This is a genomic window from Salinicoccus kekensis (genome assembly GCF_900220995.1).
GTDB classification, from domain to species: Bacteria; Bacillota; Bacilli; order Staphylococcales; family Salinicoccaceae; genus Lacicoccus; species Lacicoccus kekensis.
The window spans coordinates 510,374-534,846 of record NZ_OBQF01000001.1 but is presented as its reverse complement, the minus strand read 5'-3'; the positions used below and the strand labels follow the sequence as shown (position 1 = coordinate 534,846).

The 24,473-nt window shown below is 47.4% G+C and carries 27 protein-coding genes; 5 read left to right on the top strand and 22 right to left on the bottom strand.

Features of this window, described 5'->3' with window-relative positions; translation table 11 throughout:
• Entirely contained in the window at positions 1–843 is an 843-nt protein-coding gene (locus CRN96_RS02650) for a helix-turn-helix domain-containing protein (protein WP_097038876.1), read from the top strand.
• 46 nt (positions 844–889) lie between these two features.
• On the opposite strand, the gene CRN96_RS02645 is transcribed toward CRN96_RS02650, so the two are convergent.
• From CRN96_RS02645 to CRN96_RS02605, 9 genes are all read right to left on the bottom strand, one after another.
• Positions 890–2,005: a M20/M25/M40 family metallo-hydrolase gene (locus CRN96_RS02645; protein ID WP_097038874.1), complete on the bottom strand. Its 1,116-nt coding sequence runs from the start codon at positions 2,003–2,005 to the stop codon at positions 890–892.
• A 215-nt stretch (positions 2,006–2,220) separates the two neighbouring features.
• A complete protein-coding gene (locus tag CRN96_RS02640) occupies positions 2,221–2,658 on the bottom strand; it encodes a BrxA/BrxB family bacilliredoxin (RefSeq protein ID WP_097038872.1) in 438 nt (145 codons plus the stop codon).
• A 96-nt stretch (positions 2,659–2,754) separates the two neighbouring features.
• Complete coding sequence (locus CRN96_RS02635) at positions 2,755–4,005, bottom strand: dihydrolipoamide acetyltransferase family protein (RefSeq protein ID WP_097038869.1); 1,251 nt, start codon at positions 4,003–4,005, stop codon at positions 2,755–2,757.
• A 13-nt stretch (positions 4,006–4,018) separates the two neighbouring features.
• On the bottom strand, positions 4,019–5,002 hold the full coding sequence (locus tag CRN96_RS02630; RefSeq protein ID WP_097038867.1) for an alpha-ketoacid dehydrogenase subunit beta: 984 nt from the start codon (positions 5,000–5,002) through the stop codon (positions 4,019–4,021).
• A complete protein-coding gene (locus CRN96_RS02625) occupies positions 4,995–5,990 on the bottom strand; it encodes a thiamine pyrophosphate-dependent dehydrogenase E1 component subunit alpha (protein ID WP_097038864.1) in 996 nt (331 codons plus the stop codon). The genes CRN96_RS02630 and CRN96_RS02625 overlap by 8 nt, the downstream gene beginning before the upstream one ends.
• A gap of 11 nt (positions 5,991–6,001) precedes the next feature.
• Positions 6,002–7,417: a dihydrolipoyl dehydrogenase gene (gene lpdA, locus CRN96_RS02620; RefSeq protein WP_097038862.1), complete on the bottom strand. Its 1,416-nt coding sequence runs from the start codon at positions 7,415–7,417 to the stop codon at positions 6,002–6,004.
• Positions 7,418–7,429: 12 nt separating this feature from the next.
• Positions 7,430–8,494, bottom strand: coding sequence for a butyrate kinase (gene buk / locus CRN96_RS02615; RefSeq protein WP_097038860.1), 1,065 nt, complete (start codon positions 8,492–8,494; stop codon positions 7,430–7,432).
• Between the two features lie 7 nt (positions 8,495–8,501).
• Complete coding sequence (locus CRN96_RS02610; protein ID WP_097038858.1) at positions 8,502–9,599, bottom strand: Leu/Phe/Val dehydrogenase; 1,098 nt, start codon at positions 9,597–9,599, stop codon at positions 8,502–8,504.
• Between the two features lie 27 nt (positions 9,600–9,626).
• Entirely contained in the window at positions 9,627–10,526 is a 900-nt protein-coding gene (locus tag CRN96_RS02605; RefSeq protein WP_097038856.1) for a phosphate acyltransferase, read from the bottom strand.
• Between the two features lie 150 nt (positions 10,527–10,676).
• On the opposite strand from CRN96_RS02605, the gene CRN96_RS02600 reads away from it, so the two are divergent.
• Positions 10,677–10,937 carry a DUF2627 domain-containing protein gene (locus CRN96_RS02600; RefSeq protein WP_097038854.1) on the top strand — a complete coding sequence of 87 codons (261 nt, stop codon included), beginning with the start codon at positions 10,677–10,679 and terminating at the stop codon, positions 10,935–10,937.
• On the opposite strand, the gene recN is transcribed toward CRN96_RS02600, so the two are convergent.
• From recN to CRN96_RS02535, 13 genes are all read right to left on the bottom strand, one after another.
• Complete coding sequence (gene recN / locus CRN96_RS02595; protein ID WP_097038852.1) at positions 10,934–12,601, bottom strand: DNA repair protein RecN; 1,668 nt, start codon at positions 12,599–12,601, stop codon at positions 10,934–10,936. The two genes, CRN96_RS02600 and recN, sit on opposite strands and share 4 nt — an antisense overlap.
• Positions 12,602–12,618: 17 nt before the next feature.
• Positions 12,619–13,071 (bottom strand): transcriptional regulator AhrC/ArgR, encoded by a 453-nt coding sequence (gene ahrC, locus CRN96_RS02590; protein ID WP_097038850.1) that lies wholly within the window; start codon positions 13,069–13,071, stop codon positions 12,619–12,621.
• 83 nt (positions 13,072–13,154) lie between these two features.
• A complete protein-coding gene (locus CRN96_RS02585) occupies positions 13,155–13,937 on the bottom strand; it encodes a TlyA family RNA methyltransferase (protein WP_097038848.1) in 783 nt (260 codons plus the stop codon).
• On the bottom strand, positions 13,918–15,807 hold the full coding sequence (gene dxs / locus CRN96_RS02580; RefSeq protein ID WP_097038846.1) for a 1-deoxy-D-xylulose-5-phosphate synthase: 1,890 nt from the start codon (positions 15,805–15,807) through the stop codon (positions 13,918–13,920). Before dxs ends, CRN96_RS02585 begins: the two co-directional genes overlap by 20 nt.
• Positions 15,808–15,887: 80 nt before the next feature.
• Positions 15,888–16,766 (bottom strand): polyprenyl synthetase family protein, encoded by an 879-nt coding sequence (locus CRN96_RS02575; protein WP_097038844.1) that lies wholly within the window; start codon positions 16,764–16,766, stop codon positions 15,888–15,890.
• Positions 16,756–16,965, bottom strand: coding sequence for an exodeoxyribonuclease VII small subunit (xseB, locus tag CRN96_RS02570; RefSeq protein ID WP_097038842.1), 210 nt, complete (start codon positions 16,963–16,965; stop codon positions 16,756–16,758). The genes CRN96_RS02575 and xseB overlap by 11 nt, the downstream gene beginning before the upstream one ends.
• Entirely contained in the window at positions 16,958–18,274 is a 1,317-nt protein-coding gene (gene xseA, locus CRN96_RS02565) for an exodeoxyribonuclease VII large subunit (protein ID WP_245844547.1), read from the bottom strand. Before xseA ends, xseB begins: the two co-directional genes overlap by 8 nt.
• Before the next feature lie 13 nt (positions 18,275–18,287).
• Complete coding sequence (gene nusB / locus CRN96_RS02560) at positions 18,288–18,695, bottom strand: transcription antitermination factor NusB (RefSeq protein ID WP_097038838.1); 408 nt, start codon at positions 18,693–18,695, stop codon at positions 18,288–18,290.
• Between the two features lie 20 nt (positions 18,696–18,715).
• Complete coding sequence (locus tag CRN96_RS02555) at positions 18,716–19,072, bottom strand: Asp23/Gls24 family envelope stress response protein (protein WP_097038836.1); 357 nt, start codon at positions 19,070–19,072, stop codon at positions 18,716–18,718.
• Between the two features lie 15 nt (positions 19,073–19,087).
• Positions 19,088–20,434 carry an acetyl-CoA carboxylase biotin carboxylase subunit gene (accC, locus tag CRN96_RS02550; RefSeq protein ID WP_097039671.1) on the bottom strand — a complete coding sequence of 449 codons (1,347 nt, stop codon included), beginning with the start codon at positions 20,432–20,434 and terminating at the stop codon, positions 19,088–19,090.
• A complete protein-coding gene (gene accB, locus CRN96_RS02545; RefSeq protein WP_097038834.1) occupies positions 20,434–20,865 on the bottom strand; it encodes an acetyl-CoA carboxylase biotin carboxyl carrier protein in 432 nt (143 codons plus the stop codon). The genes accC and accB overlap by 1 nt, the downstream gene beginning before the upstream one ends.
• Before the next feature lie 94 nt (positions 20,866–20,959).
• Positions 20,960–21,517, bottom strand: coding sequence for an elongation factor P (gene efp / locus CRN96_RS02540; RefSeq protein ID WP_097038832.1), 558 nt, complete (start codon positions 21,515–21,517; stop codon positions 20,960–20,962).
• Between the two features lie 23 nt (positions 21,518–21,540).
• On the bottom strand, positions 21,541–22,596 hold the full coding sequence (locus CRN96_RS02535; RefSeq protein ID WP_097038830.1) for a M24 family metallopeptidase: 1,056 nt from the start codon (positions 22,594–22,596) through the stop codon (positions 21,541–21,543).
• A 102-nt stretch (positions 22,597–22,698) separates the two neighbouring features.
• Here CRN96_RS02535 and CRN96_RS02530 point away from each other — a divergent pair, with 102 nt between their 5' ends.
• Genes CRN96_RS02530 through CRN96_RS02520 form a run of 3 tightly spaced genes read left to right on the top strand, consistent with a single transcriptional unit; the run spans position 22,699 to position 24,412 of the window.
• Entirely contained in the window at positions 22,699–23,265 is a 567-nt protein-coding gene (locus CRN96_RS02530; RefSeq protein ID WP_097038828.1) for a hypothetical protein, read from the top strand.
• Between the two features lie 20 nt (positions 23,266–23,285).
• Entirely contained in the window at positions 23,286–24,194 is a 909-nt protein-coding gene (locus tag CRN96_RS02525) for a DUF1385 domain-containing protein (protein ID WP_097038825.1), read from the top strand.
• A complete protein-coding gene (locus CRN96_RS02520; RefSeq protein WP_097038823.1) occupies positions 24,191–24,412 on the top strand; it encodes an SA1362 family protein in 222 nt (73 codons plus the stop codon). Before CRN96_RS02525 ends, CRN96_RS02520 begins: the two co-directional genes overlap by 4 nt.
• Positions 24,413–24,473 lie beyond the last annotated feature (61 nt).

The following is a 24,473-nucleotide window of genomic DNA, read 5'->3' as shown; positions in this document are numbered from 1 at the left end:
ATGGAGACTGTTAATTTTATTGAAAAATTCATCATATATATAGAAGACCGTTTAAGGGAAGAAATCGACTTCAGCTCTGCATTAAATGAACTTGGCGTCGAACCGAAGTCCTTCATCACCATATTCACCTCACTTGTGGGTATGACACCTTATGAATACCAGCAGAAACGGAGGATGACCGAAATCGCATATGAGCTGTACGAAGGTCACCGCCGGCTTTTGGATATTGCGAAATATTACGGCTACAGGGATGCGGATGAATTCAAGGAACTGTACAAGGCACGTATGGGCATCTCCCCCTACGAAACTGAAAAGTATATCCGGTCGCTTGATCTCCTCGAACGCATCACGTTCGAAGTCGTGCCTGTCGACAAGCCGGAATACCCCTCCCGCACAGTCCATATCGACAGCTTCAGAATAGTGGGATTCACCCGGTACTTCTCACTCAATGATTATACCCGCGATAAGAAGATTGAAATGCTGAAAAGCCTTGAAAGAAACGGCCTGATCGATGAACTTCTCGGCTTCAACAGCGGACGTGTCAAAGGCATCATCCTGCATGAGAGGATCGTCAAAGATGAAATGGAGCTGATGATCGGGGTGTCCTCGTCGGATGCGGCGCCTTTCGATGAAACTTATACGGAATCAGGTGATTTCACGGTTTTTGAAGGTACGGGGAAAGCCGGCACCTTGATGGAAGATATTTACCGGTACATTTTCAGGAGATGGCGCTTCAAGGTCAAACGGGATCTAAACTGCAATTTTTCCATTGAAGTGATCAAGAGTCCGTATGATATCAACTATTCCGATTCCAAAATACAGGTCTGGCAGGCGTTTGAATGAAAAAAGAAGGTGATGACATCCAGTGTCATCACCTTCTTTTTTTTGTTTACTTTGAGTGCTGGACTTTAATGATCTCCACGATGAGCTCGGCCGCTTTGATGAGCTCTTCGATCGGCATCCTTTCAGAAGTCGTATGGATGTTTTCATATCCCAATCCAAGCACAACGGTCTGGATGCCTTTCCCATTGAATACGTTGCCGTCACTTCCCCCGCCGAGTGAAATGAAGTCCGGCTCCCTGCCAATATTTTCAATGGCCGTCCTGACGGTCGTGACCACCTCGGAGTCGAGTTCTGCATGCAGATGGTCATACATCTTCTCTACTGTCACCTCTGCACGGCCCCCAAGCTCTGCCGCTGCATCTTCGAATGCCACTTTCATATGTGCAGCCTGTGCTTTCATCTTTTCAGGGTCAAGACTGCGTGTTTCAGCGAGGACATATGCATAATCTGCGACGATGTTCGTGGCGCTCCCGCCCTCAATCCGGCCGATATTGGCTGTCGTCTCCTCATCGATCCTGCCGAGTGTCATCATGCTGACAGCCTTGGCTGCGATATTGATTGCACTCACACCTTCTTCAGGTGCAACGCCGGCATGAGCGGTCCTGCCGTGAATATGCGCTTCCACTTTACTCTGCGTCGGCGCACTTGTAACGACGGTCCCGACTTTTCCAGTGGAATCGACCGCATAGCCGAACTTGCTTTTAAGCTGGCTGGTGTCGAAAGCTTTGGCGCCGACAAGTCCGGACTCTTCACCGGCGGTGATGACGATTTCGATATCACCGTGTGGAATATCATCTTCCCGGATGATGTTCAGCGCCTCGATCAGGGCTGCGATGCCAGCTTTATCGTCGCTGCCGAGTATCGTCGTGCCGTCGGAAACTATGTAGCCTCCCTCGATCTTCGGGGTGATGCCTTTGCCTGGTGTGACCGTGTCCATATGAACGGTGAAGTACAACGGCGCCACACCTTCTGTGCCCTTGATGCGGATCAAAAGGTTGCCGGCGCCATGTCCGGTGATGTCTGCACTGTCATCTTCAGTGACTTCAACACCCATTTTATTGAAGTGTTCTATCAGGTAGTCGGCGATCTCCCTTTCCTGGCCAGACTCTGAATCCACTCTCAACATCTCTGTGAACTGGTTGATCAAACGTTCTTCATTCATGGTTTTTCCTCCGTAATGATATTGATTATGGGAAACTGGTGTAATATACTGGTTACATTAATCTAGTAAGGATGGTTTTTGTGCATAATAAAAAAGTTAGACAAGTGGTCATTTGGTTCATGGTGTTTTTAATCGTCGTTTCAGGTCTATTATTTGGAGTGAGCATGCTGACAGCATTTTAACTAAATTAAAGAGGTCCCGGAGGGACCTCTTTTTTATAATTCTTCGCAGTGCTCTTCGAACCATGCCTGCAGGTTTGTGATGACACTCATCGTTTCATGCCCTTCGATTTCATGTCTTTCAATCATATCAACGATCTCACCGTCTTTGAATAATGCGAAAGACGGTGAAGATGGCAGATAATCCGGCGCTTTGTCACGCACATGTTCCGTTGCCTCTTTGTCCTGGCCGGCAAATACCGTAAGCAGCTGATCGGGCAGTTTATCATAGTTCAATGCGTGTTTTGCAGCAGGACGTGCGATGCCGCCGGCACATCCGCAGACCGAGTTGACCACTACAAGTGCGGTCCCTTTCTTATTCAGGTGCTGATCCACTTCTTCCGGGGTCGTGAGCTCGGTGTAGCCGGATTCGCGCATTTCACTGCGTGCAGTCGTAACTATATCGTTCATGTACAGGTTAAAGTCCATATTCATTTCGAATCTCTCCTCGTTCATATAAACCTTGTCATGCCAAGGTTTATAATATTATCTCTAAGACCAGTTTATCGGTAAAATTTTACTTTGTAAAGATTAATACACCGATGTATGTTCCGCTGATATCTTCTCGATTCTTTCCTTGACCCTTTTCAGGAACTGTCCGGCAACTAAGCCGTCAAGGATGCGGTGGTCGATGGAGAGGCATAAGTTCACCATATGTCTGATCGCAATCATATCATCCACGATCACAGGTTTTTTGACGATGGACTCCACCTGCAGTATGGCTGCCTGCGGATGATTGATGATGCCCATGGACTGGACAGAACCGAAAGCACCGGTGTTATTGACCGTGAAGGTGCCGCCTGACATATGTTCGGATGTCAGTTTATGCGCCCTTCCAAGCTCTGCAAGTTCATTGACCTGCTTCGCAATACCTTTTATCGTCAGTTCATCCGCATTTTTAATGACGGGCACATAAAGTTTATCATCGCCTGCGACTGCTATTGATATGTTGATATCTTTATTCACCACGATCTTATCCCCCTGCCATGAACTGTTCAGCATCGGGAATTCCTTCAATGTCTCTGCCGCAGCTTTGACAAAAAAGCTGAAGAAAGTCAGGTTGAAGCCCTCATTCTTTTTGAAATCATTTTTCAGATCGTTGCGCAGATTGACGAGGTTCGTCGCATCCACTTCCATCATGAGCCATGCATGAGGGATTTCCGTGGAAGACTGGACCATTTTCTCTGCAATGGCCGCCCGCACTCCGCTCACCGGGATCTCCTCCCCGGCCCTCACTGAAGGTTTTGCGGCCGCCGGTCGGCTTTGTGCCGCAGGTGCCGTTTCAGCAGGTGCCGATTTAGGTTCGGCAGGCTGTTCGATCATTTTCAATATGTCTTTCTTTGTGATCCTGCCATTGAAGCCCGTGCCCTGGACTTCATTCAAATCGATGTCATTCTCACTTGCCAGACGCATCACCACAGGGGAAATGCGGGCACCCCGGGGTTTTTCAGCCTCTTTGGCCGGAGACGAAGACGCCTTGGCAGAGGCAGGCTCTTCCACCTCTTTTTCCGGAGCATCTTCACCGGCAGCAGTGGCTTCTTCACCGCCCTCAGATTCCACGGTGCAGATCGCGACACCGACATCGACGGTCTCCCCTTCGCTGACGAGGAGTTCTCCTATTGTACCGGCTGCGACAGACGGCACCTCGGCAGTCACCTTATCGGTGATCACTTCACAAAGGGGGTCATATTCCTCCACCGTGTCCCCGGGTTTCACGAGCCATCTTTCAATCGTGCCTTCAGTTACACTTTCACCTAGTTTAGGCATTTTTATCTCAGTCATAATATCCCCTCCATCAGTGCTCCAACAGTTCAAGCATCTTCTTTTCTATTTTGTCCGGATTGACCATGAAATAATCCTCCATCAGCGGAGAATACGGCATTGCCGGCACGTCCGGACCAGCAAGCCGCATGATCGGTGCATCGAGGTCATAGAGGCAGTTTTCTGCGATGATCGCCGATACTTCACTCATGACACTGCCTTCCAGATTATCTTCTGTCACGAGGAGCACCTTGCCTGTTTTACTGGCCGATTCGATGATGCTTTCCTTATCCAGAGGATAGACGGTCCTCAAATCCAGAATCTCAATGTCGTGACCGTCTTTGGAAAGTCTTTCTGCGGCCTGCAGTGAGTAATTCACACAAAGGCCGTAAGTGATGACGGTGATGTCCTCCCCCTTCCGTTTGACGTCCGCCTTGCCGATCGGCACCGTGTAGTCCCCTTCCGGAACTTCCTCCTTCAGGAGGCGGTAGGCTTTTTTATGCTCGAAAAATAAAACCGGATCGTTGTCCCTGATCGCCGATATCAACAGCCCTTTGGCGTCACTCGGTGTGGAAGGGATGACCACTTTCAATCCCGGCGTGGAAGAAAATAAAGCTTCCACGGATTGCGAATGGTACAGGGCGCCGTGTATGCCGCCGCCGAAAGGTGCACGGATGACGATCGGGCAATTCCAGTCCCCGTTGGAACGGTATCTGATTTTTGCAGCTTCACTCAATATCTGGTTTGTGGCCGGCAGTATATAATCGGCGAATTGGATTTCTGCAACCGGCCTTTTGCCCATCATTGCAGCACCGATCGCCGTACCGACTATGTTTGATTCGGCAAGGGGGGTATCCATGCAGCGGAGTTCCCCGTATTTTTCCTGCAGGCCGGCAGTCACTTTGAATACGCCGCCTTTTTTGCCTACATCTTCGCCGAGGATGAAGACATCCTCGTCCTTACCCATTTCATGATCCAGTGCATTGGATATTGCCTGGAGATAAGATATTTTAGCCATTGTTTGCCTCCTCATACACATTCTTCAGCGCATCTTCCGCTTTTGGATATGGTGCGTTTTCGGCATCTTTCGTGGCATCCTTGACGATCACTTTGAATTCTTCTTCCACATCTAAAAACCAGGAATCATCAGCGATGTTTTTTTCAACCATATAATCTTTCATCAGGACGAGGCAGTCTTCTTCTTTATTTTTCTCACGCTCTTCCAGCGTGCGGTAAGAGTCATCATCATCGGAAGAATGGGCCGTCAGCCTGGTCGACATCGCTTCTATCAATGTTGGACCTTCACCATTCACTGCCCTTTCCCTTGCCGCCTTGACCACTTCATATACAGCAAAAGGATCATTGCCGTCGACATGATCACCTTGCATTCCATAGCCGTGTGCACGGTCTGAAAGCTTTTCGACTGCATACTGAAGATGTGTCGGTACACTGATGGCATATTTATTGTTCTCGATCAGGCAGATCACAGGGAGTTTATGTACACCTGCGAAATTCAGCCCTTCATGAAAATCTCCCTGGCTCGTGGAACCTTCTCCAAGAGTGGTCAGTGCAACCCTTTTTTCACCATCAAGTTTAAATTTATACGCAGCCCCGACGGCATGCAGCACCTGGGTGGTGACTGCAGAGCCCTGGGACAGGATATTATTGGTTTTTTTACTGAAATGCCCCGGCATCTGGCGTCCTCCGCTTTGTATATCCCCTTCTTTGGCAAAAGCTGAAAGCATCGTCTCAAGAGGGGTCATCCCGAAATGTGTCACCAGTGCCAGGTCCCTGTAATAAGGGCTGAGGATATCTTCCTCCCTGTTCAGCGCAAAACCCGCGCCGACCTGTGTCGCTTCCTGGCCCTGACAGGATATGACGAACGGGAGTTTACCCGCCCTGTTCAACAACCACATCCTCTCATCGAGCTTCCTCGACAACAGCATTGTGCGGTACATTTCTTTTACATCATCATCAGTCAAACCGACTTCTTCATGATTTCTCATAGTTTGCCTCCTTAAACATGTATAGCCATTCCCTCGGCATCCAGGCCGAGTTCCATCAGAATTTCAGATATTGATGGATGTGCATGGACACTTGAACCGAGCTCCAGGGCAGAAGCATCCAAAAATTTGGCCAGGGCTGCTTCGTTGATCAACTCGGTCACATTCGGCCCGACCATGCTTACACCGAGTATATCCCCTGTTTCCGGTTCAGTAAGTATTTTTCCGAAGCCGTTCTTATTGCCTTCGATGACAGCCTTGCCTATGGCGTTAAGTGGAATCTTGTGTGCCTCGAATGGGAGGCCCTCTTCCCTCAGGCGGCTTTCTGTCATTCCGAGGGCAGCTGCTTCAGGTGAAGTATAGATGCATCTCGGCACCTGGTTATAGTCAAGCTTATATGGTTCCTCATCAGTCATATGGATGACGGCATTGAGTGCCTCTTTGGAAGCGACATGGGCAAGCTGTAAGTTGCCTATGCAGTCTCCGACAGCATATATATTATCATCTTTCGTCTGATAATAGTCATTTGTCTTGATGTAGCCATCTTCCAATTCTATCTTTGTGTTGGATAGCCCGATATCTGAAATATTCGGTGTCCTGCCGATCGCCACAAGCACTTTATCAAACGATTTATCTGACTCTGATTTAAATTTTACATTATCACTATTTAAAATCACATTATTTTCATCCAGAGTGACGGCCGTCTCGAAATCGACACCCTTTTCAGTGAGGGATTTTTTCAAGGCGCTGCCGAGATCCTGATCCTCACCGGGAAGGATTCGCTCACCCGCTTCATATACAGTCACCTTTGAGCCCAAATCATTCAGAAGGCTTGCAAACTCCAGTCCGATGACTCCCCCGCCGATGATTGCAATGCTTGCAGGCACCTCGTCCAGCTCCATCATATCATCACTCGATAATATCAATTTCCCGTCAAACGGGAGGAACGGCAGTTCACGGGGGTAGGAACCTGTACATATCAGGACATTCTGGTTCACGAGTATTTCACTTTCACCTTCATCGTCGTGAGGATTGTCCACCGCAACTGTGCCGGCCATCGGGGAAAACAGTGAAGGTCCGAGAATCCTTCCATGGCCTTCGAATACATCGATTTTATTCTTTTTCATAAGGTGCCGGATGCCGTTATACATCTGGTCTACGACCTCGTCTTTCCTCGCCGTGATATTTTTCATATCAAACGTCGGTTCGACCCCGTCGATGCCGAAGTCAGCGGCATTCCTCATCAAACTGGCCGTTTCGGCCGACTTGAGGAATGATTTCGTAGGGATGCAGCCCTTATGCAGGCATGTCCCACCGAGTTTTGATTTTTCGACGATTGCAGTTTTAAGTCCCGACTGGGATGCTTTGATGGCGGCAACATAGCCTGCAGTGCCGCCGCCCAAAATGACCAGATCATACTGGTTTGCCATTACTAGTCCCCCTTATTCATATTCCTTCAGCACTTCTTCACCCGATGCCACCCGGTATGCACCTTGTGCAAGTGCGAGCATTTCCTTCTCTCCGGGGTATACATGTATCCCGCCGAGGAATTCTATATACGGCCTTATCAGATCAATGAGAAAATCACTGTAGGCAAGACCGCCGGTGAATAAAATCCCGTCTATATCACCTTTCAGCACTGCTGCACGCGACCCGACTTCCTTGGCGATCTGAACGCTCAGTGCCTTGTAAACTTCAAGGGCATGCTGATCTCCCGATAGGGCTTCCTCTTCCACTTTCAGGGCGTCTCCAGTTCCTCTCAAAGAAATGAAGCCGCCCTCTTTGCTGATTGATTTTTCGACCTCTTCGAGCGTCAGTCCGTTATCAAAAATATACTTGGCCAATGCTCTGTTCGGCAGTGCACCGCTCCTGGTCGGGCTCATCGGCCCATCGCCGTACAACCCGTCGTTCACGTCGATGACCCTGCCCTTCTGATGAGCGCCGACAGTGATGCCGCCGCCCATATGGACCACGATGAGATTTACATCCTCATAGCGTCTGTTGAGGCGTGCGGCATAATCCCGCGCTACAGCTTTCTGGTTGAGGGCATGGAAAATAGAGATGCGTTCAAGTCCTTTGATCCCCGTGACTCTCACTTCATCCATCAGCTCATCGACGACGATCGGGTCCGTGATTGTCGCCTGGATGCCGTATTCACTTGCGATTTCATGGGCGAGTATGGCACTCAGATTGGAAGCATGCTCACCGCTCCCTGAAGATTTAAGGTCCTCGAGCATACGTTCATTCACTTTGTAGGTGCCTCCGTCGACGGGCTTCAGCAGACCGCCCCTTGCACTGATGGCATCCAGATTTACAACGTCGATTCCATACTTATCCAGGAAAGCATATATGGATTTCAATCTGGCGGGCCCCTGATTGATCAGGGGCCGGCTCACCTCTGTGGTGGCAAGCCTTAAAGTTTCGGCATGTATTTCCTGAAGATCTTCAAAATAGGCGACTTTGGTGGAAGTGCTGCCCAAATTCAAAACGAGTATTTTAACTGTCATGATTGGATTAAATCCCTTTATTGAATTGATTTTTTTCATTTAATGAAAATGTGCTTCTGACACGCATCATCTGTTCAATGCGCGTTTCAGCCAGCCGGTCGGCGGCCTCTGCGGTGGAGATGTCCTGCTCTTTTGCGATACTGAAGATCTTGTCCATCTGATCGTAGATGCCTTTCACTTTCTGGACTGCTCTCTCCTCATTATAGCCTTCGAGTTCATCCGCCACGTTGACCACGCCTCCGCTGTTGACGACATAGTCCGGAGCGTAGACGATATTTTTTTCAGCCAGCAAGCTGCTGTGTTTTTCATCCTCCGCCAATTGATTGTTCGCACTTCCGCAGATTGCTTTAACTTTCATCTGGGGGATCGTCTCGTCATTCAAGATGCCGCCGAGCGCACATGGTGCAAATATATCGGCTTCAACGCCGTAGATTTCATCGAGTCCGACTTGGCGGGCCCCGAAATCATTGACGGCTCTGTCGATGGCTTCCTGATTGATGTCGGTGACGATCAATTTGGCGCCTTCCTCATGGAGGTATTCACACATTTTATAGGCTACAGCCCCCACGCCCTGCACCGCAATCGTCTTACCTTCCAGTGAATCATCACCGAAAGCTTCCTTCGCAGTCCGCTTCATGGCCATGAACACCCCAAGAGCCGTCTTCGGACTCGGGTCCCCGCCGGAGCCGTATGATTCACTGATGCCGCAGACATACGGTGTCTCCTGATAAATATAATCCATATCCTCAACCGTAGTATTCACATCTTCCGCTGTGATATATCGGCCTCCGAGACTGTTGACATAACGACCAAGAGCCCTGAAGAAAGCTTCTGACTTGTCCTTCTTGGCATCTCCGATGATGACCGTCTTACCGCCGCCAAGATTCAAACCGGCAGCGGCATTTTTATAAGTCATGCCTTTGGCCAGCCGCAGTACATCGGTGATCGCTTCTTCCTCCGATTCATAATCCCACATCCTGGCCCCGCCCAGTGCCGGTCCGAGGGTGGTGTCGTGGATGCAGATGATGGCCTTTAATCCGCTGGCCCCATCATAACAGAAGACAAGTTGTTCATAATCATTATGTTCCATCTTTTCAAATATCATTTACTACACTCCCTGAATTATTATAGATTAAGATAAGGATTTCATGGCAAGACATATGGAATTGTATTTATCTTCTGCACTGTCCGCCCTTGAAGTTAGAACGATCGGGACTTTTGCACCGACGATCATTGCAGCCACTCTGGCTCCCGCCGAGTAAACCAGTGATTTGTACAGTATATTCCCCGCCTCAATCTGAGGTGCGACAAGTATGTCCGCATCACCCGCCACCTCAGAATCAATGTTCTTGGCAGCGGCGGCCTCCTTTGAGACTGCAAGGTCATACTGGAGTGGTCCGTCCACTATAAATTCTCTCATATTTCCGTTATAAATACTTTGAATAACATCTTTTGATTCGACCGTGGAAGCTATTTTCGGATTGATTTTTTCTACAGCAGACAACAATGCGACCTTTGGCCTCTGTATATCCAGGCTGTGGGCAAAATCCACGGCATTATCTATGATGCTAATCTTCTCTTTTATGCCTGGTGCAATATTCATTGCGGCATCCGTCAATATGATACCTTTATGATAATTCGGCAGATCGAATAATGCAACGTGGCTCAAAAATCCATTATAAACCAAACCGTGGGCATTGTTCAAAACTGCCTTCAGGATGACGGATGTGGATACTGCCCCCTTCATCAGTATATCGCATGTTCCATCTGCAACGAGTGCTGCAGCTTTATCCGCCGCCTCCACATCTGATTGTGCGCCGTGGATGTAAATATCCGGGTGGTCCAGATATCTTTCATCCATCGTCCCTAAAAGTCCGGTAAGACGTGTCTCGTCATCTATAAGATGGACGGAAATGTTGTATGTATCCACCAGCTTCAAAACCGGCTCCAGTATGGTTTCATCTGCAGCACGGGAAATTGAAAGCGCAATCATTTTATGGTTCGGCTGATTGAAAATTTCATCAAATTCCATGAATGTCCCCCCTCTTGCCTTTAATTATACATATATGTATAAAAAATTACATAGGAATTAAGAAACGTGGAATATTAAGAATTTTTGTTGAATTGTACTATTTAATCAGGCATTGTATAATGAGCAGGATAGCAGGATTGGGTGAGGGATATGCAGAAAATAATAGCATTATTAATTCTTGTCATACCGGCAATACTTGCCGGCGTCGGTGTAAAATGGATGAGGGACAGCGTATTCGGCGTCCTGAATGAGCCGTTCACCATGACAGCAGTACAATTTGGCGTCGGACTCGCCATCTCGGTGGCCGGCATCTGGTTTATCGGCGGCTACATTCTACATCGTGAAAAAAAGAATAAGCGGGCGGCTGAGCGCTTCCAGAAAAAAGAAAACACAACTGTTGATGAAGATTAATCAACAGTTGTGTTTTTTATGAGTGAACGGGCGTTCAGAAGAGCAGCTTCAGTCACATCCTGGCCGCTCAGCATACGGGCGATTTCATATACATGATCATCACCGGTCAAATAGCGGGTGTTGGTGATTGTCCGCTCCCCGTCACTGTCTTTATAAATATATAAATGATAGTCGGAAATGGCCGCAGCCTGGGGCAGATGGGAAATCACCAGTATCTGTCTCGATCTGGATAAGATCTTCATCTTTTCAGCCATCCTGGTCGCTACACCACCGCTCACTCCCGTGTCAATCTCATCAAGGATAAGTATGGATTGCTGGTCGTATTCTGCGAAGATGGATTTGATCGCGAGCATCACCCGGGACATTTCCCCGCCCGAGGCCACCTTGTTCATTTCCTTCAAAGGTTCACCCTTGTTTGTGGATATCATGAACTGTACATCGCTATACCCTCTCGCGTGGAATTTATCCTGCCTCGTCCTGATTTCAAAATCCACCTGTGACATTTCAAGATCCATCAATTCTTTCAGGATCCGGCTTTCAAGAAAGTGCTTACGTTCATTCCTGAATATATGGAGCGCCTCCGCATTTTTCTCCATGTTGGCAAGGAGGGCTTCTTTTTCGGAATTCAGCTTCTCAAAAGAGTGGGAGATATTTTCAAGTTCCTGAATATCATTATCAAGCTCATCAAGAAAAGACAGAAGCTCATCATATGTCTTGTTATATTTCCTTTTCAGGTAATTGATGCTGTTCAGCCTTGCCTGGATATCGTTCAACCGTCCCTCATCATAGTCCATTGAAGACATGCTGGATGTGACGTGCGACTCCAGTTCCTGGATGATGAAATAGCTGTCCATTATAGTCGGGCTGTAATCCTTGAATTCCGTATCATACTGGGACAGCGATTCGACCTGCTGATTCAAATCATATAGTGTGGCCTGCGGACTTTTTTCGGAAGCAAGCAATGACTTGATTGCACTCAATGAATCGAAGACCTTTTCGAAATTCATCAAGTATTCCAGTTCCTCCTCAAGCTGTTCTTCCTCGCCCTCTTTCAATTCCAGGGCGGAAATCTCCTGGAACTGATGCTGATACAACTCGAGGGAGTCCCTCCGGTTACGGTCCCTGTACTCCAGTTCTTCAATCTTTTTGATCGTCGCCAGATAATCATCGTAATCTTTTTTATATTCCTGAAAAATATCCTCATTGTGGATATCAAGAAATTTATCCAAATACAGTATGTGTTTCCTTTTATCCAAGGCATCAAGCTGGGAAGACTGTGCAAATATGCTGACGACCTCCTCCATGATTGTTCTGAGCTGGGTGAGGGTGATCATGCTGTTATTCAGTTTGATGATGCTTTTCTTGTTCTGCATGATCTCGCGCCGCACGATATACAACTCATCTTCAGGTATATTGTACTCCTCCAGAAGGTCGTGCATCCTCGGCGTATCCGGAAAATCAAAGACACCCTCGATAAGGGAGCCTTCAGTATCGTATCTGATGTCATCCTGCGAAGCTCTTTTACCGTACAGATAATTGATTGATTCTATGATCATACTTTTACCGGCGCCGGATTCTCCTGAAATGACAGTCAGTCCATTATGGAAGTCGAGTTCTACATGTTCCAGAATAGCAAAGTTTTTAATATTTAAACGTAAGAGCACCTACAACACTCCAATTTTTAAATCAGATTGAAAATACGGTCCCTGATCGCCTCTTGTGAATCTATATCCCGGCAGATCAATAGACATGTATCATCTCCACAGATCGTTCCAACCACTTCTTCCCATTCAAGCTGATCGATAATCGCCCCGATGGACTGGGCATTGCCCGGAAGGGTCTTCAGCACCAGCAGATTCTCTGTGTAATCAAGCTTGACGAAGCTGTCCATCAGGTAACGCCCCAATTTTTCCAGAGGATGGAATTTCCGGTCTTTTGGAAGGCTGTACACATAAGCTCCAGTCGGTGTAGGGACCTTGACCAGCTGAAGTTCTTTGATATCCCTTGAAACGGTTGCCTGGGTCACGTTGAAGTTATATTCGTTCAGCATGGCCACCAGATCTTCCTGAGTTTCGATTTTATTGTTTGTGATGATTTCTCTGATTTTAATCTGTCTGATCGACTTGTTTGACATTATTATCCTCCATATTATGAGCCTGTATATTTATACATATAATATCATAACATGAGGAGGAAATACACTAAAAAAACATTCACTTATATTACAAAGTGAATGTCTTCTTCAGTGAGACTCTTTCTGCCATTCATATTATGCACTGCATGGAGCAGATATTCCTGATTGCCCTTGGCTCCCTTGACCTTCGATTTGGTGACGGCCACCGGCTGTAAATCCAGTGTCCTGCATTCTGCGGCCACCCTGCTGATCACATTTTTGTGGGTTTCCGCAGAAGTGATGATACCGTCAGATTCCCGCTCTTCAAGAAAACTTTCAAACTGGGGTTTGATCAGTGCAATGATTTCATACTCATGGTCGAACAGTTTCCTGATATGTCTCAGTATGGGAACAATCGAGGTGAATGAAACATCAATGCTCATGATGTCCGGCACAGGAGAAAAATCTTCTGCCCCGGTGATCTTAAAATTCGTCTGTTCTTTAACGACGACCTGCGGGTGGATTCTGAGTTTATAGTCGAGCTGATTGGTTCCGACATCCACCGCATATACAAGCCTGGCACCGTTCTGCAGGGCACAATCCGTAAATCCGCCTGTTGAACTGCCGATGTCGATCATGATCCTGTCCCGGAGATCGATCCCGAATTCTTCTATGGCATGTTTCAGTTTCAAGCCACCCCTCGAAACGAATGACTTTAAATTTTTGAACCTGATATCCGCTTTCTCAGGGACAATCATTTCGGAAGGTTTATATACCGGCTGATTGTTGTTCAACACTTTACCGGCCATTATGAAACGCCTGACTTCCTCAAGCGTCCCGATATTGTAGTTTTCTTCCAGGTAAGCGTCAATACGGACTTTTTTCATGTTTTTTACCAACCAATTTTAAAGCTTCATGATGAATGTTCGCAGCAGTTATCCCGATATCTTCCAATAAAAGGTTTACATCGCCATGCTCGATATATTCATTATCTATGCCGATACGTTTCACCTTGTTAGTGTATTGATGGTCGCTGAAAAATGTCGCGATCATGCTGCCGAGCCCGCCTTCAAGCATCGACTCTTCGACAACGACGACCGGGGCGTCAGACGCACCCAGTGCATGCAGATATTTCTCATCGAGCGGTTTGATGAACCTCGCATTCACCACACCCGCCTCAGTCTCTTCGCGGCTCAGTGTGCCGGCGGCTTCCTCTGCAAGAGCAACTGTCGGTCCGAAAGAGATGATCTGGAGATCATTGCCCTCTTTCAGCAGTTCCCATTCACCGATATCGAATGAAGGCCTCGACTGATTCATGTCCACACCCGGGACGTTGCCTCTCGGATACCTGAGTGCGACCGGCCCTTCATGTTCAAAAGCAAGGTCGATCATTTTTGCAGCCTCAAATTCATCCCGCGGCATCATCAATGTCATATTCGGCAACGGAGTGATGAAGCTGATATCAAAAACACCCTGGTGAGTTTCCCCGTCCGCTCCCACGAGACCGCTCCGGTCTATACCGATGAAAACATTCAGATTCTGACGGTCCACATCATGCAGCAGCTGATCATAACCTCTTTGGAGAAATGTCGAGTATATCGCAAGATAAGGCCGCATGCCGTTTGAAGCCAGTCCTGCGGACATCGTCACTGCATGCTGTTCTGCAATGCCCACATCAAAGAAGCGGTCCGGCAGCTCTCTTTGGAACCTGGTCAGCTTGCTGCCGACCGGCATGGCTGGTGTAATCGCCACGATGCTCTCGTCCTCATGCGCTTTTTCAAGCACAGAATTCGACATGAACTCGCTCCAGGAGACGGTCTGCTTTTTTCCGAGCACTTCCCCTGTTTCTATCTTATATGGACCGAGGCCATGCCATGTGCCGAGCTTATCGTCTTCTGCAGGATGGTAGCCCTTGCCCTTTTTAGTGATGACATGGACGATTACAGGACCCTTATAGTCTTTTGCAGACTCGATCGCACGCTCGAGATCTTCAAAGTCATGCCCATCCACCGGACCGATATACTTGATTCCGAGCTCTTCGAAGAAGATGCCTTCCACAACCAGATATTTCAGGCTGTCTTTGACACGGTCTGCCACATCTCGCAGCCTTGAGCCGACCTGCGGCATTTTCTGTATTGCATCTTCGACATCATGTTTGAACCTGTTGTAGTTGCTGTTTGTACGGATCCGGCCGAGCATGTTGTGAAGTGCGCCGACATTCGGCGCGATGCTCATTTCGTTATCGTTCAGGATGATCGTCATATCCGTCTTATCGGATCCGATGTGATTGAGCGCTTCAAGCGCCATCCCGCCGGTAAGGGCACCATCTCCGATGACAGGGACGACATGATAATCTTCAGCCTTGATATCCCTTGCTTTAGCGATGCCCATCGCTGCGGACAAGGAAGTGCTGGAATGCCCGGCTTCCCAGACATCATGTTCTGATTCACGAGTTTTTGGAAAACCGCATAACCCTTTGTACTGCCTCAAAGTATCGAACTGGCTGATCCTGCCGGTCAATATTTTATGGATATATGCCTGGTGGCCCACATCAAAAATGAATTTGTCTTCAGGGGAATTGAAATGTTTGTGCATCGCGATGGACAATTCAACCACCCCGAGATTGGCACCGATGTGTCCACCTGTAATCGCACATGATTCTATTAAAAATTCCCTGATATCCTGGGAGAGTGATTCCAATTCTTGTGTGTCCAGGTTTTTGAGGAACTTTGGATTTTCGATTTGAAAAAGATTCATAATACATCCAACCTTTAAATTTACTGTTTTCAATTATAACATCACTAACAGTATCTAAGAATACAATAAGTGAAATTAATTCAATTATCCCTTATTGCAAATTTGTTCAGGACGTTTTTCAGCTCGGTGATGTCGATTGTCCTCTTTACAGCGTCCAGCTCCGCTTCCGCGAGTGACACTTTCTGCTCCATCCGTTCTTTTGCACCTTCGAGACCGAAGGCGCTGACGTAGGTGACTTTATCCTTCCGCGCATCGCTTCCGGTGTTCTTCCCTGTCACTTTTACATCGCCTGTAACATCCAGTATATCATCCCTGATCTGAAAAATGATTCCCAGATACTCGGAAAACCTCAAAAGATGTGAGGCAGTTTCCGCGTCGGCCTCTGCAATAGTCACTGCAGCATGAACAGGAGCGCTGATCAGCCTGCCTGTCTTGTATTTATGAATCGTTTCCAATTCTTCGAAAGTGATCTCTTCATTTTCCGCCTCGATATCCAGCATCTGTCCGCCGATCATTCCATTCTGCCCAGCTGAATCTGCTATGATCCGTACGAGTTCCAGCCTGGTTCCTCCACTGAGTTTTTCATCATTTACGATTAAATGGAAGGATTCAGTCAGAAGATTGTCTCCGGCGAGTATCGCTGCCGCTTCCCCGAAAACTTTATGATTGGTCGGGTTCCCTCTCCTTAAATCATCATCATCCATAGCGGGCAGATCGTCATGGATCAGTGAGTAGGTGTGGATCATCTCGATGGCGCTTGCGGTTTTCAAGCCTTTATCCAACGGAATCGAAAAAGCATCCAGTGCAGCAAACAACAAATACGGTCTGAACCTTTTACCGCCCGATTTGATGGAATATCTACTCGCTTCCGCAATGGTGCCTGAAATATGATTCCCGCCAAGATGGGATAAAATGATTTCATCTATTTTTTTCAAGTATTCTTCAATGTTATTTTTCATTATCCGTATCCTTATTTAAAGTTTCCACTTTCAGTTCTGCATCTTTCAATATGCGCTCACATTCCCGGGAAAGCTCCACACCCTGCTTATAAAGTTCGAGGGACTTTTCAAGCGGGACCTCTTCTTTTTCGAGTTCCTGGACGATTTCGTCAAGTCGTTTCATCTTCTCTTCAAAAGTCTCAGTTTTTTGCTCATTCATCTTCGTTCACCTCTATAACTTTCGAGATTATATTGCCTTTATGGAAATGGCTGGTGATCGTCTCACCTTCCCGGAGGTCACCGGCGTTTTTCACCACACCGCCGTCTTTGACAGTGTAGGAATAACCGCGTTTCAATACAGCGCTCGGGCTTAGTGAATCCAGTATTTCCAGCCGGTTGAACAATTTCTGCCGGAGGTTCTGATTGACCATCCTCATCGCATCGTCCAAATCCTCGCGGAGGCCCGCCAGCTGTTTGCCCCCATTATTGATTGCAGGCATCGGGGATAGATGGCCGATATTTGACTTCATCTGATTCAGGGTGTATGCATGCTCCCTGAAATGCCGGTTGAAATTACCTGCAAGCCTATCTTTCTGCACCATGAGCCGCTCTGTCTGCTGGTCGTAAAGCAACGCCGGTGTTTTGAACTTATAATAATTTGAAAGCGACAGGAGCGCCTGCTTCCTGTACTGGATCGCCTGTATCTGGTTGCGGGTGAGCTTAAGTTCAGTCTCCCTCAGCTTCTCCACTATATCATGATGGAATGGGACGGTTAATTCTGCAGCTGCGGTTGGTGTCGGTGCCCTTAAATCGGAGATGTAATCCACAAGTGTGGTATCCGTTTCATGGCCGACCCCTGTGACGACCGGCGTGCGGGTGTTGAAGACCGCCATGGCGACTTCCTTTTCATTGAATGTCCATAAGTCTTCAATCGAGCCGCCCCCACGTGCAAGCAGAATGACATCCGCCCCCAGGCTGTCCGCTTTTTTGAGGTTGGTGAGCACATCCTGCATACTGCCCGAGCCCTGCACAAGCGTATCAATCAATGTAAGCCGGACGAGGGGATACCGTCTTTCGAACGTGGTGATCATATCTTTCACTGCAGCACTCGTGGCCGAACTGACGATCGCGATATGCTGCGGGTATCTCGGGATGACCTTTTTATGCTCGCTGTCGAAGTACCCTTTTCCGGCAAGTTCCTTTTTATCTTTTTCCAGCTGCTCAAAAAGCTGGCCAATACCGTCTATTTGAATATCATCCGCATAGATCTGATATTGGCCGTTCATTTCAAATATACTGATCCGTCCCTGTATGAGCACTTTCTGCCCTTCTTCAGGCTCGAATAAAAGCTTCCCTGCAGAAGATTTGAACATGACGCCCCTGATCACCGAGTGGCCGTCTTTTAAAGCAAAATATAAGTGGCCGTTCGTATGATGTTTGACGTTGGATAATTCACCTGTAACAAAGACCCGTCGTAAATACGGGTCTTGGTCAAATTTATATTTCAAATATTTTGTCAAGGCCTTCACAGACAGATATTTGTTACTTTCCATCACGATCATCATCCATTTCTGCAAAAAACTCAGGGAAGTTCTTAAGTACGCCGTTCACGAATTTATGGCTGTCCTTATCGCCGTATAGTTTTGCGATCCTGACCGCTTCATTGATGATCACCTTCGGCGGGGAGTCCTGAAGAAGCAGTTCCGCCACCGCCATCCTCAAAACGTTTCTTTCAGCCTTGGATATCCTCTCCAGGGTGTAATTACTCAAGTGTTTGCTGATGTGGCCGTCCACGGTTTCCTTATTGCTGATGTAGTGGTTGACCACACCTTTCATATACTCCTGCTCCTGAAAAAGGTTATGGAAGGCGGTCTCTTCAAGCGAGACCAAATCGTGATCGAGCTGGAATAATATTTGAAATATTTTCTTTCGCTGTTCATGTCTGTTCATAAATAACACCAATCTATCTTCTATTTAATGATGTTCACGATGTGAACATTGATTTCTTTGACCTGCTGCTCCAGCATGGTGTGCAGAGTCTGATTAACGTTGGACTGAATATTCTCAGCGACCTTATGAACATTCACACCTTCTTTTAATGCGACATAAATCGAAAGGATGACTTCATCGTCTTTCAGGTCGACCCTGACACCGCGTCCACGGAACTTCTTGCCGAGCTTTTCTATATTACCGCTCGCGAAGTTGTTCTGCAGACTGTGCACACCCGGGGTTTCGGTCACTGCAATGCTCGTTATGACCTCTATGACTTCAGGCGAAATATTGATAGCACCCAGATTTGAATTTTGGGTTGAAATTTTCACTGACATCACCTCTTGATACCATTATACCATGATATCATTTTCAGCTAAAAAATTTGTATTGTAGTTATTATTTATGAAGTCATCATTTTTGAGCAGGTTCATATGGAACGGGATCGTCGTATCGATACCGTCGATTATGAACTCTCCAAGCGCCCTTTTGGAAATATTGATGGCTTCCTCCCTTGAATCGCTGTGCACGATCAGTTTGGCGATCATCGAATCATAATATGGAGGGATGGTGTAGCCGCTGTAGGCAGCTGTGTCCATCCTGACACCAAAGCCGCCCGGAGTGATGTAATTGGTGATTTTACCGGCGGAAGGCATGAAGTTCTTTGAAGGGTTCTCTGCATTGATGCGGTATTCAATCGCATGACCGTTGAATTTGATATCCTCCTGCTTAAAAGGGATCTCTTCCCTCATGGCGATCTTGAGCTGCATTTTAACAAGGTCGATACCCGTGATCATTTCCGTGACAGGGTGCTCAACCTGGATGCGCGTATTCATTTCCATGAAATAAAAATTATCATCATTCAGGTCATAGATGAACTCGATCGTGCCTGCACCGATGTAATCGATGCTCTTGGCCGCCCTCACCGCCGTCTCGCCCATTTCACGGCGTTTATCTTCCGTGAGCACCGGGCTCGGCGCCTCCTCGACAAGCTTCTGCATACGGCGCTGCACGGTGCAGTCCCGTTCGCCGAGATGGACCACGTTCCCGTGATAGTCCCCAAGCACCTGTATTTCAATATGGCGGAAATTCTCAATATATTTCTCAATATAGAGGCTCTTATTGCCGAATGCACTCTCGGCCTCCTGTTCCGTCATCTTGTAATTCTGAATCAGCTCTTCTTCATTGCGTGCAACACGGATGCCTTTCCCGCCGCCGCCGTAACTCGCCTTGATGATGACCGGATAACCGACACCCCCGGCGACTTCCCTTGCATGTTCAATCGACTGGACGACACCTGCACTGCCCGGCACTGTCGGGACGCCTGCTTTTTCCATCGTGTTTTTAGCCACGTCTTTGACACCCATCAGCGCAATCGTCTCGTACATCGGACCGATGAAGATGAGGTTGGATGATTCACACATCTCTGCAAAATCGCTGTTCTCCGCTAAAAATCCGTAGCCCGGATGGACCGCATCACAGCCGGTCTTCTTGGCAATTGTGATGATGCTGATCATATCCAGATAACTGTCTTTTGAGAGTTTCGGGCCGATGCAGTAGGATTCAGTGGCAATCTTCCGGTGCAGACTGTCCTTATCCGCTTCTGAGTAGATGCTGACAGATTCAATTCCAAGCTCACTGCATGCACGTATGATCCTTACTGCAATTTCACCGCGGTTGGCAACGAGTACTTTTTTAATCATATTATCCTGAACAATGGTTGATCGTACTCAACCATTTCCCCGTCTTCAACGAGAATTTCTGCGATTTCACCGGAAGTTTCTGCCTGGATTTCATTGAACAGTTTCATGGCCTCCAAAATGCAGACCACGCTCTCATTCGTCACTTTATCCCCGACACTGACGAACGGATCGGATTCAGGAGAAGGTGCTTTGTAGAACGTTCCCACCATTGGTGCCTTAACAAGCACGCCGTCTTTCTCAGCCGGTGCCGCTTCGGCAGCCTTAGCGGTCGGCTGGGCGGCCGGTACCGGCTGGGCAGGCGTCTCCACCACTTCTTTTTGCATTTCTTTTTTCAATTTAATGTCGACTTCGCCATCCTTATAGGATATTTCGGACAGGGAAGCTTTTTCCATGCGTTCAATTAATTTATCAAGATCATCAAAGTTCATAGCAATACTCCTTAAGAAAATTTCTTTCTATAATTCTACTTCAGTGGTCATACCAATTCAAGTGAAAATAATAAAAGCAGAGAACTCTCTGCTTTTAAGCTCTGGACAAGTATGAGCCGTCTTCAGTGCTGACGATCACGCTGTCCCCCTGGTTGACGAACAACGGCACCTGTGCTGTGATGCCGGTTTCCAGCGTCGCCGCTTTAGTAGCACCCGAAGCGGTATCGCCTTTGATGCCGGGCTCTGCTTCAATCACTTCAAGTTCTACAGACTTCGGCAGTTCAACGCCGAGCGTTTCATTGCCGTACATCATGATGGTCACGTTCATATTCGCTTTCAGGAACTGCAGTTCGTGCTCCAGCTGGGAAGCCTGAAGCTCCACCTGCTCGTATGAATTATTGTCCATGAATATATGGCTGTCGCCATCCGCATACAGATACTGCATTTTCATGTTATCAATCTGTGCCCGTCCGACTTTCTCGCCTGCCCTGAAAGTCTTTTCCTGGATGGCGCCGGTTCTTAAATTCTTCAGCTTGCTGCGTACAAATGCCGCGCCCTTTCCGGGTTTGACGTGCTGGAAGTCCGTCACCCTCCATATGCCGCCGTCCGTTTCTATCGTTAAACCTGTTTTGAAGTCATTTACTGAGATCATTTAATCTTCCTCCTATAGTAAAATTATAAAATGAACAGTTCCTTGGAGCTGTGTGTGAGTTTTTTCAGGCCGTCGCCGGTGACGAGGCAGTCATCCTCGATCCTGACACCGCCGAGATCTTCTACATATATGCCCGGTTCGATCGTGACACACATGTTTTCCTCAAGTACAGTATCGCTGCTCTTTGCAAGAGCCGGCCTTTCATGCACTTCCAGTCCGAAGCCGTGGCCGAGGGAGTGGCCGAAGTTTTCACCGTAGCCGTGTTCCGTGATGACATCCCGGGCCACCTTGTCGGCTTCCGATCCCGTCATCCCGGTTTTGACATGGTCCAGTGCCTTGAGCTGTGCCTCGAGTACGATATTGTATATGCGTTCCATTTCATCGCTGACACCGCCGACTGCAAATGACCGCGTGATGTCGGAAGCATAGCCTTTATAATAGGCACCGAAGTCCAATGTGACCATATCGCCGGTCTCGATGATCTTATCCGAAGCCACTCCGTGCGGAAGTGCACCTCTGTAGCCGCTTGCAACAATCGTATCGAAACTTGCACCGCTTGCACCCAGTTTGGTCATATGGCTTTCAAGCGCGTTTTTCACCTGGAGTTCGGTCATGCCGGACTGCACATACTTCAGAATGAATTCATATGATTCATCGGCGATTTCACATGCTTTTTTGATCAGCTGAAGTTCATCCGACGTCTTGTACATTCTGATTTTCTCGACTTCATCCGTCAGAGGTGTCAGCTCGAAATTTTCCTGAAGCCGGCTGTATGTATTATAATTTACATGAGCCCCTTCAAATCCGACGACTTTTAAATTTTTCTCCTCCAGAAATTGAATGAGAAAATCAAGCAGCCCCTTCTTCTGTAATACGAATTCGAAATCTTGTGCCTGTTCCCGTGCCTGGGCATCATACCTGAAATCCGATATCAGGTATTTATCATCTTTCGTGATGACCACGGCCCCGCTCGATCCTGTAAAACCGGAAAGGTACCTTCTGTTGTAATCACTCATCACGAGCAGGGCATCAATCCCTTCGGAATCGATCAATTCCCGAACTTTATCGATTTTAATCATGTTTTCACCTCAAAATGTATTTTACAGTAATTAAGATCCTTTTTCATTTATAAGTATGACATAACATGTTAAAATAATAAAATGATGTTAGGGAGTCAGCGTATGAAAAAATTATTGTTTATAAGTACATTTATATTTATTCTCACTTCATGCGGCGGACCGTCGCCCGAAGATGAACTTGCTTCTGCCGAACAGCAGAAGGAAGAGCTCGTGGAAGTGCTGCAGACGGAATCGGTGGAGCTCGAAAGAAATAAACAGAGACTCGAAATCATAGAAAATGAAATCTCCCAGGCTGAAACCTCACAGAATGATGAGAATGTCCAGACATACATAACTGTCATTGACGAATATTCTGCTTCCCTGACCGGGGAACTGGAAGCTCTTGGCACTGTGATTGAAGAAATCCGGCAGGACGGGGACATTGATGAAGTGGATGATGACATTGATTCCATCATCCGCAATATTGAGGACACCATCAGCACTTATGAATCGGAAGTCAGTGATATCGAATTGAATGACACTTTGATGAGAAGGCACAATTCCATCCAACTGGCTCATGAGGAGATTCCACAGGCCCTTGAAGTCATCAGAAATGGTGCAGAGGATAACAATTTCAGCATCATTGAAGAAGGTATTTCCGCACTGAATGATGTCAGTGAATTTTATTAATGAGGATAGTGGCGTAAATTATGGAAAAAGCAAAATTTGGCGGCCAGGCTGTCATTGAAGGTGTGATGTTCCAGTCCACGAGCAATATGGTGACTGCGATACGGAGGACAAATGATGAAATCGAATATTTTGAAATGGAACGCCCGCAGAAGAAATGGATCCAGAATTTAAAGAAGATACCAATATTGAGGGGCAACGTGGCCATCATAGAATCGTCCGTATACGGGATGAAACACATGGAATATGCCACGGACCGGTTCGAAAGGGATCCTGAGGATGATGTGAAGATCGAATCGGAAAAACAGTCTGCCAATACGGCCAAAATCGTCGTTTCCACGGTGATTGTCGCAATACTTTCCTTTTTGGTGGGTAAATTTCTCTTCACGCTCATACCGGTATTTGTTGCAGAAATGTTCTCAGGCATCATCACCGGACATTTCGGCCAGGTCGCGCTTGAGACATTTTTCAAGCTGCTGCTCCTGCTCGGATACATTTATGCGATATCATTTACGCCGATGATCAAAAGGCTCTTCCAGTATCATGGTGCGGAACATAAAGTGATCAATGCATATGAGTCGGATAAAGCCCTCACGGTCGATAATGTACAGAGCAGCTCGAGACTGCATTACAGATGCGGCAGTTCATTCATACTCTTCACCGTCCTGGTCGGTTTCGTCGTCTACATGTTCGTTCCGGTCGATCCCTTCTACGTGAGGATCATCAACAGGATACTCCTCATACCGGTGGTTCTTGGATTATCTTTTGAAGTCCTGCAGCTCACCAATAAGCTGAGGGATATACCGGTTCTCAAATGGCTCGGTCTCCCCGGATTATGGCTGCAGTATTTGACGACGAAACAGCCTCAAGACGATCAGGTCGAGGTTGCAATCCATTCATTCAATCAACTCGTACGGAGGGAAAAAGCTTGAAGAAGATTCTTCTATATTTATTTATAGCAATCGCGGTTGTCGGTTTACTGTTCAATCTGGATATGGTTCTGAATATGATCGTCAGTTCCCTGATATTCATTCTTGTACTCGGTGCAGTGCTGTATGCGGTGTATTATTTCTTCATATTGACGCCGAGCCAGAGGCAGTACAGGCGGGCTGTGCGTAAATCAAAAAGAAAATACAAAAAGAAGAAATGATTTGATGAAACCGCCCGGAAAGCTCCCGGCGGTTTTTTCATCGCCCCGGCCGCGCCATTTG

What these genes read in the sequence shown, in the direction of transcription:
- lpdA (WP_097038862.1), bottom strand. Translation starts at nt 7,417, where the DNA reads ATGGCAAACCAGTATGATCTGGTCATTTTGGGCGGCGGCACTGCAGGC.
- nusB (WP_097038838.1), bottom strand. Translation starts at nt 18,695, where the DNA reads ATGAACAGACATGAACAGCGAAAGAAAATATTTCAAATATTATTCCAG.
- CRN96_RS02530 (WP_097038828.1), top strand. Translation starts at nt 22,699, where the DNA reads ATGAAAAAATTATTGTTTATAAGTACATTTATATTTATTCTCACTTCA.
- CRN96_RS02585 (WP_097038848.1), bottom strand. Translation starts at nt 13,937, where the DNA reads ATGAAAAAAGTCCGTATTGACGCTTACCTGGAAGAAAACTACAATATC.
- CRN96_RS02635 (WP_097038869.1), bottom strand. Translation starts at nt 4,005, where the DNA reads ATGACTGAGATAAAAATGCCTAAACTAGGTGAAAGTGTAACTGAAGGC.
- CRN96_RS02610 (WP_097038858.1), bottom strand. Translation starts at nt 9,599, where the DNA reads ATGATATTTGAAAAGATGGAACATAATGATTATGAACAACTTGTCTTC.
- CRN96_RS02630 (WP_097038867.1), bottom strand. Translation starts at nt 5,002, where the DNA reads ATGGCTAAAATATCTTATCTCCAGGCAATATCCAATGCACTGGATCAT.
- efp (WP_097038832.1), bottom strand. Translation starts at nt 21,517, where the DNA reads ATGATCTCAGTAAATGACTTCAAAACAGGTTTAACGATAGAAACGGAC.
- CRN96_RS02525 (WP_097038825.1), top strand. Translation starts at nt 23,286, where the DNA reads ATGGAAAAAGCAAAATTTGGCGGCCAGGCTGTCATTGAAGGTGTGATG.
- dxs (WP_097038846.1), bottom strand. Translation starts at nt 15,807, where the DNA reads ATGAATCTTTTTCAAATCGAAAATCCAAAGTTCCTCAAAAACCTGGAC.
- CRN96_RS02605 (WP_097038856.1), bottom strand. Translation starts at nt 10,526, where the DNA reads ATGGAATTTGATGAAATTTTCAATCAGCCGAACCATAAAATGATTGCG.
- CRN96_RS02645 (WP_097038874.1), bottom strand. Translation starts at nt 2,005, where the DNA reads ATGAATGAAGAACGTTTGATCAACCAGTTCACAGAGATGTTGAGAGTG.
- CRN96_RS02600 (WP_097038854.1), top strand. Translation starts at nt 10,677, where the DNA reads ATGCAGAAAATAATAGCATTATTAATTCTTGTCATACCGGCAATACTT.
- CRN96_RS02625 (WP_097038864.1), bottom strand. Translation starts at nt 5,990, where the DNA reads ATGAGAAATCATGAAGAAGTCGGTTTGACTGATGATGATGTAAAAGAA.
- ahrC (WP_097038850.1), bottom strand. Translation starts at nt 13,071, where the DNA reads ATGTCAAACAAGTCGATCAGACAGATTAAAATCAGAGAAATCATCACA.
- accB (WP_097038834.1), bottom strand. Translation starts at nt 20,865, where the DNA reads ATGAACTTTGATGATCTTGATAAATTAATTGAACGCATGGAAAAAGCT.
- CRN96_RS02555 (WP_097038836.1), bottom strand. Translation starts at nt 19,072, where the DNA reads ATGTCAGTGAAAATTTCAACCCAAAATTCAAATCTGGGTGCTATCAAT.
- CRN96_RS02640 (WP_097038872.1), bottom strand. Translation starts at nt 2,658, where the DNA reads ATGAATATGGACTTTAACCTGTACATGAACGATATAGTTACGACTGCA.
- xseB (WP_097038842.1), bottom strand. Translation starts at nt 16,965, where the DNA reads ATGAATGAGCAAAAAACTGAGACTTTTGAAGAGAAGATGAAACGACTT.
- CRN96_RS02650 (WP_097038876.1), top strand. Translation starts at nt 1, where the DNA reads ATGGAGACTGTTAATTTTATTGAAAAATTCATCATATATATAGAAGAC.
- CRN96_RS02535 (WP_097038830.1), bottom strand. Translation starts at nt 22,596, where the DNA reads ATGATTAAAATCGATAAAGTTCGGGAATTGATCGATTCCGAAGGGATT.
- CRN96_RS02575 (WP_097038844.1), bottom strand. Translation starts at nt 16,766, where the DNA reads ATGAAAAATAACATTGAAGAATACTTGAAAAAAATAGATGAAATCATT.
- buk (WP_097038860.1), bottom strand. Translation starts at nt 8,494, where the DNA reads ATGACAGTTAAAATACTCGTTTTGAATTTGGGCAGCACTTCCACCAAA.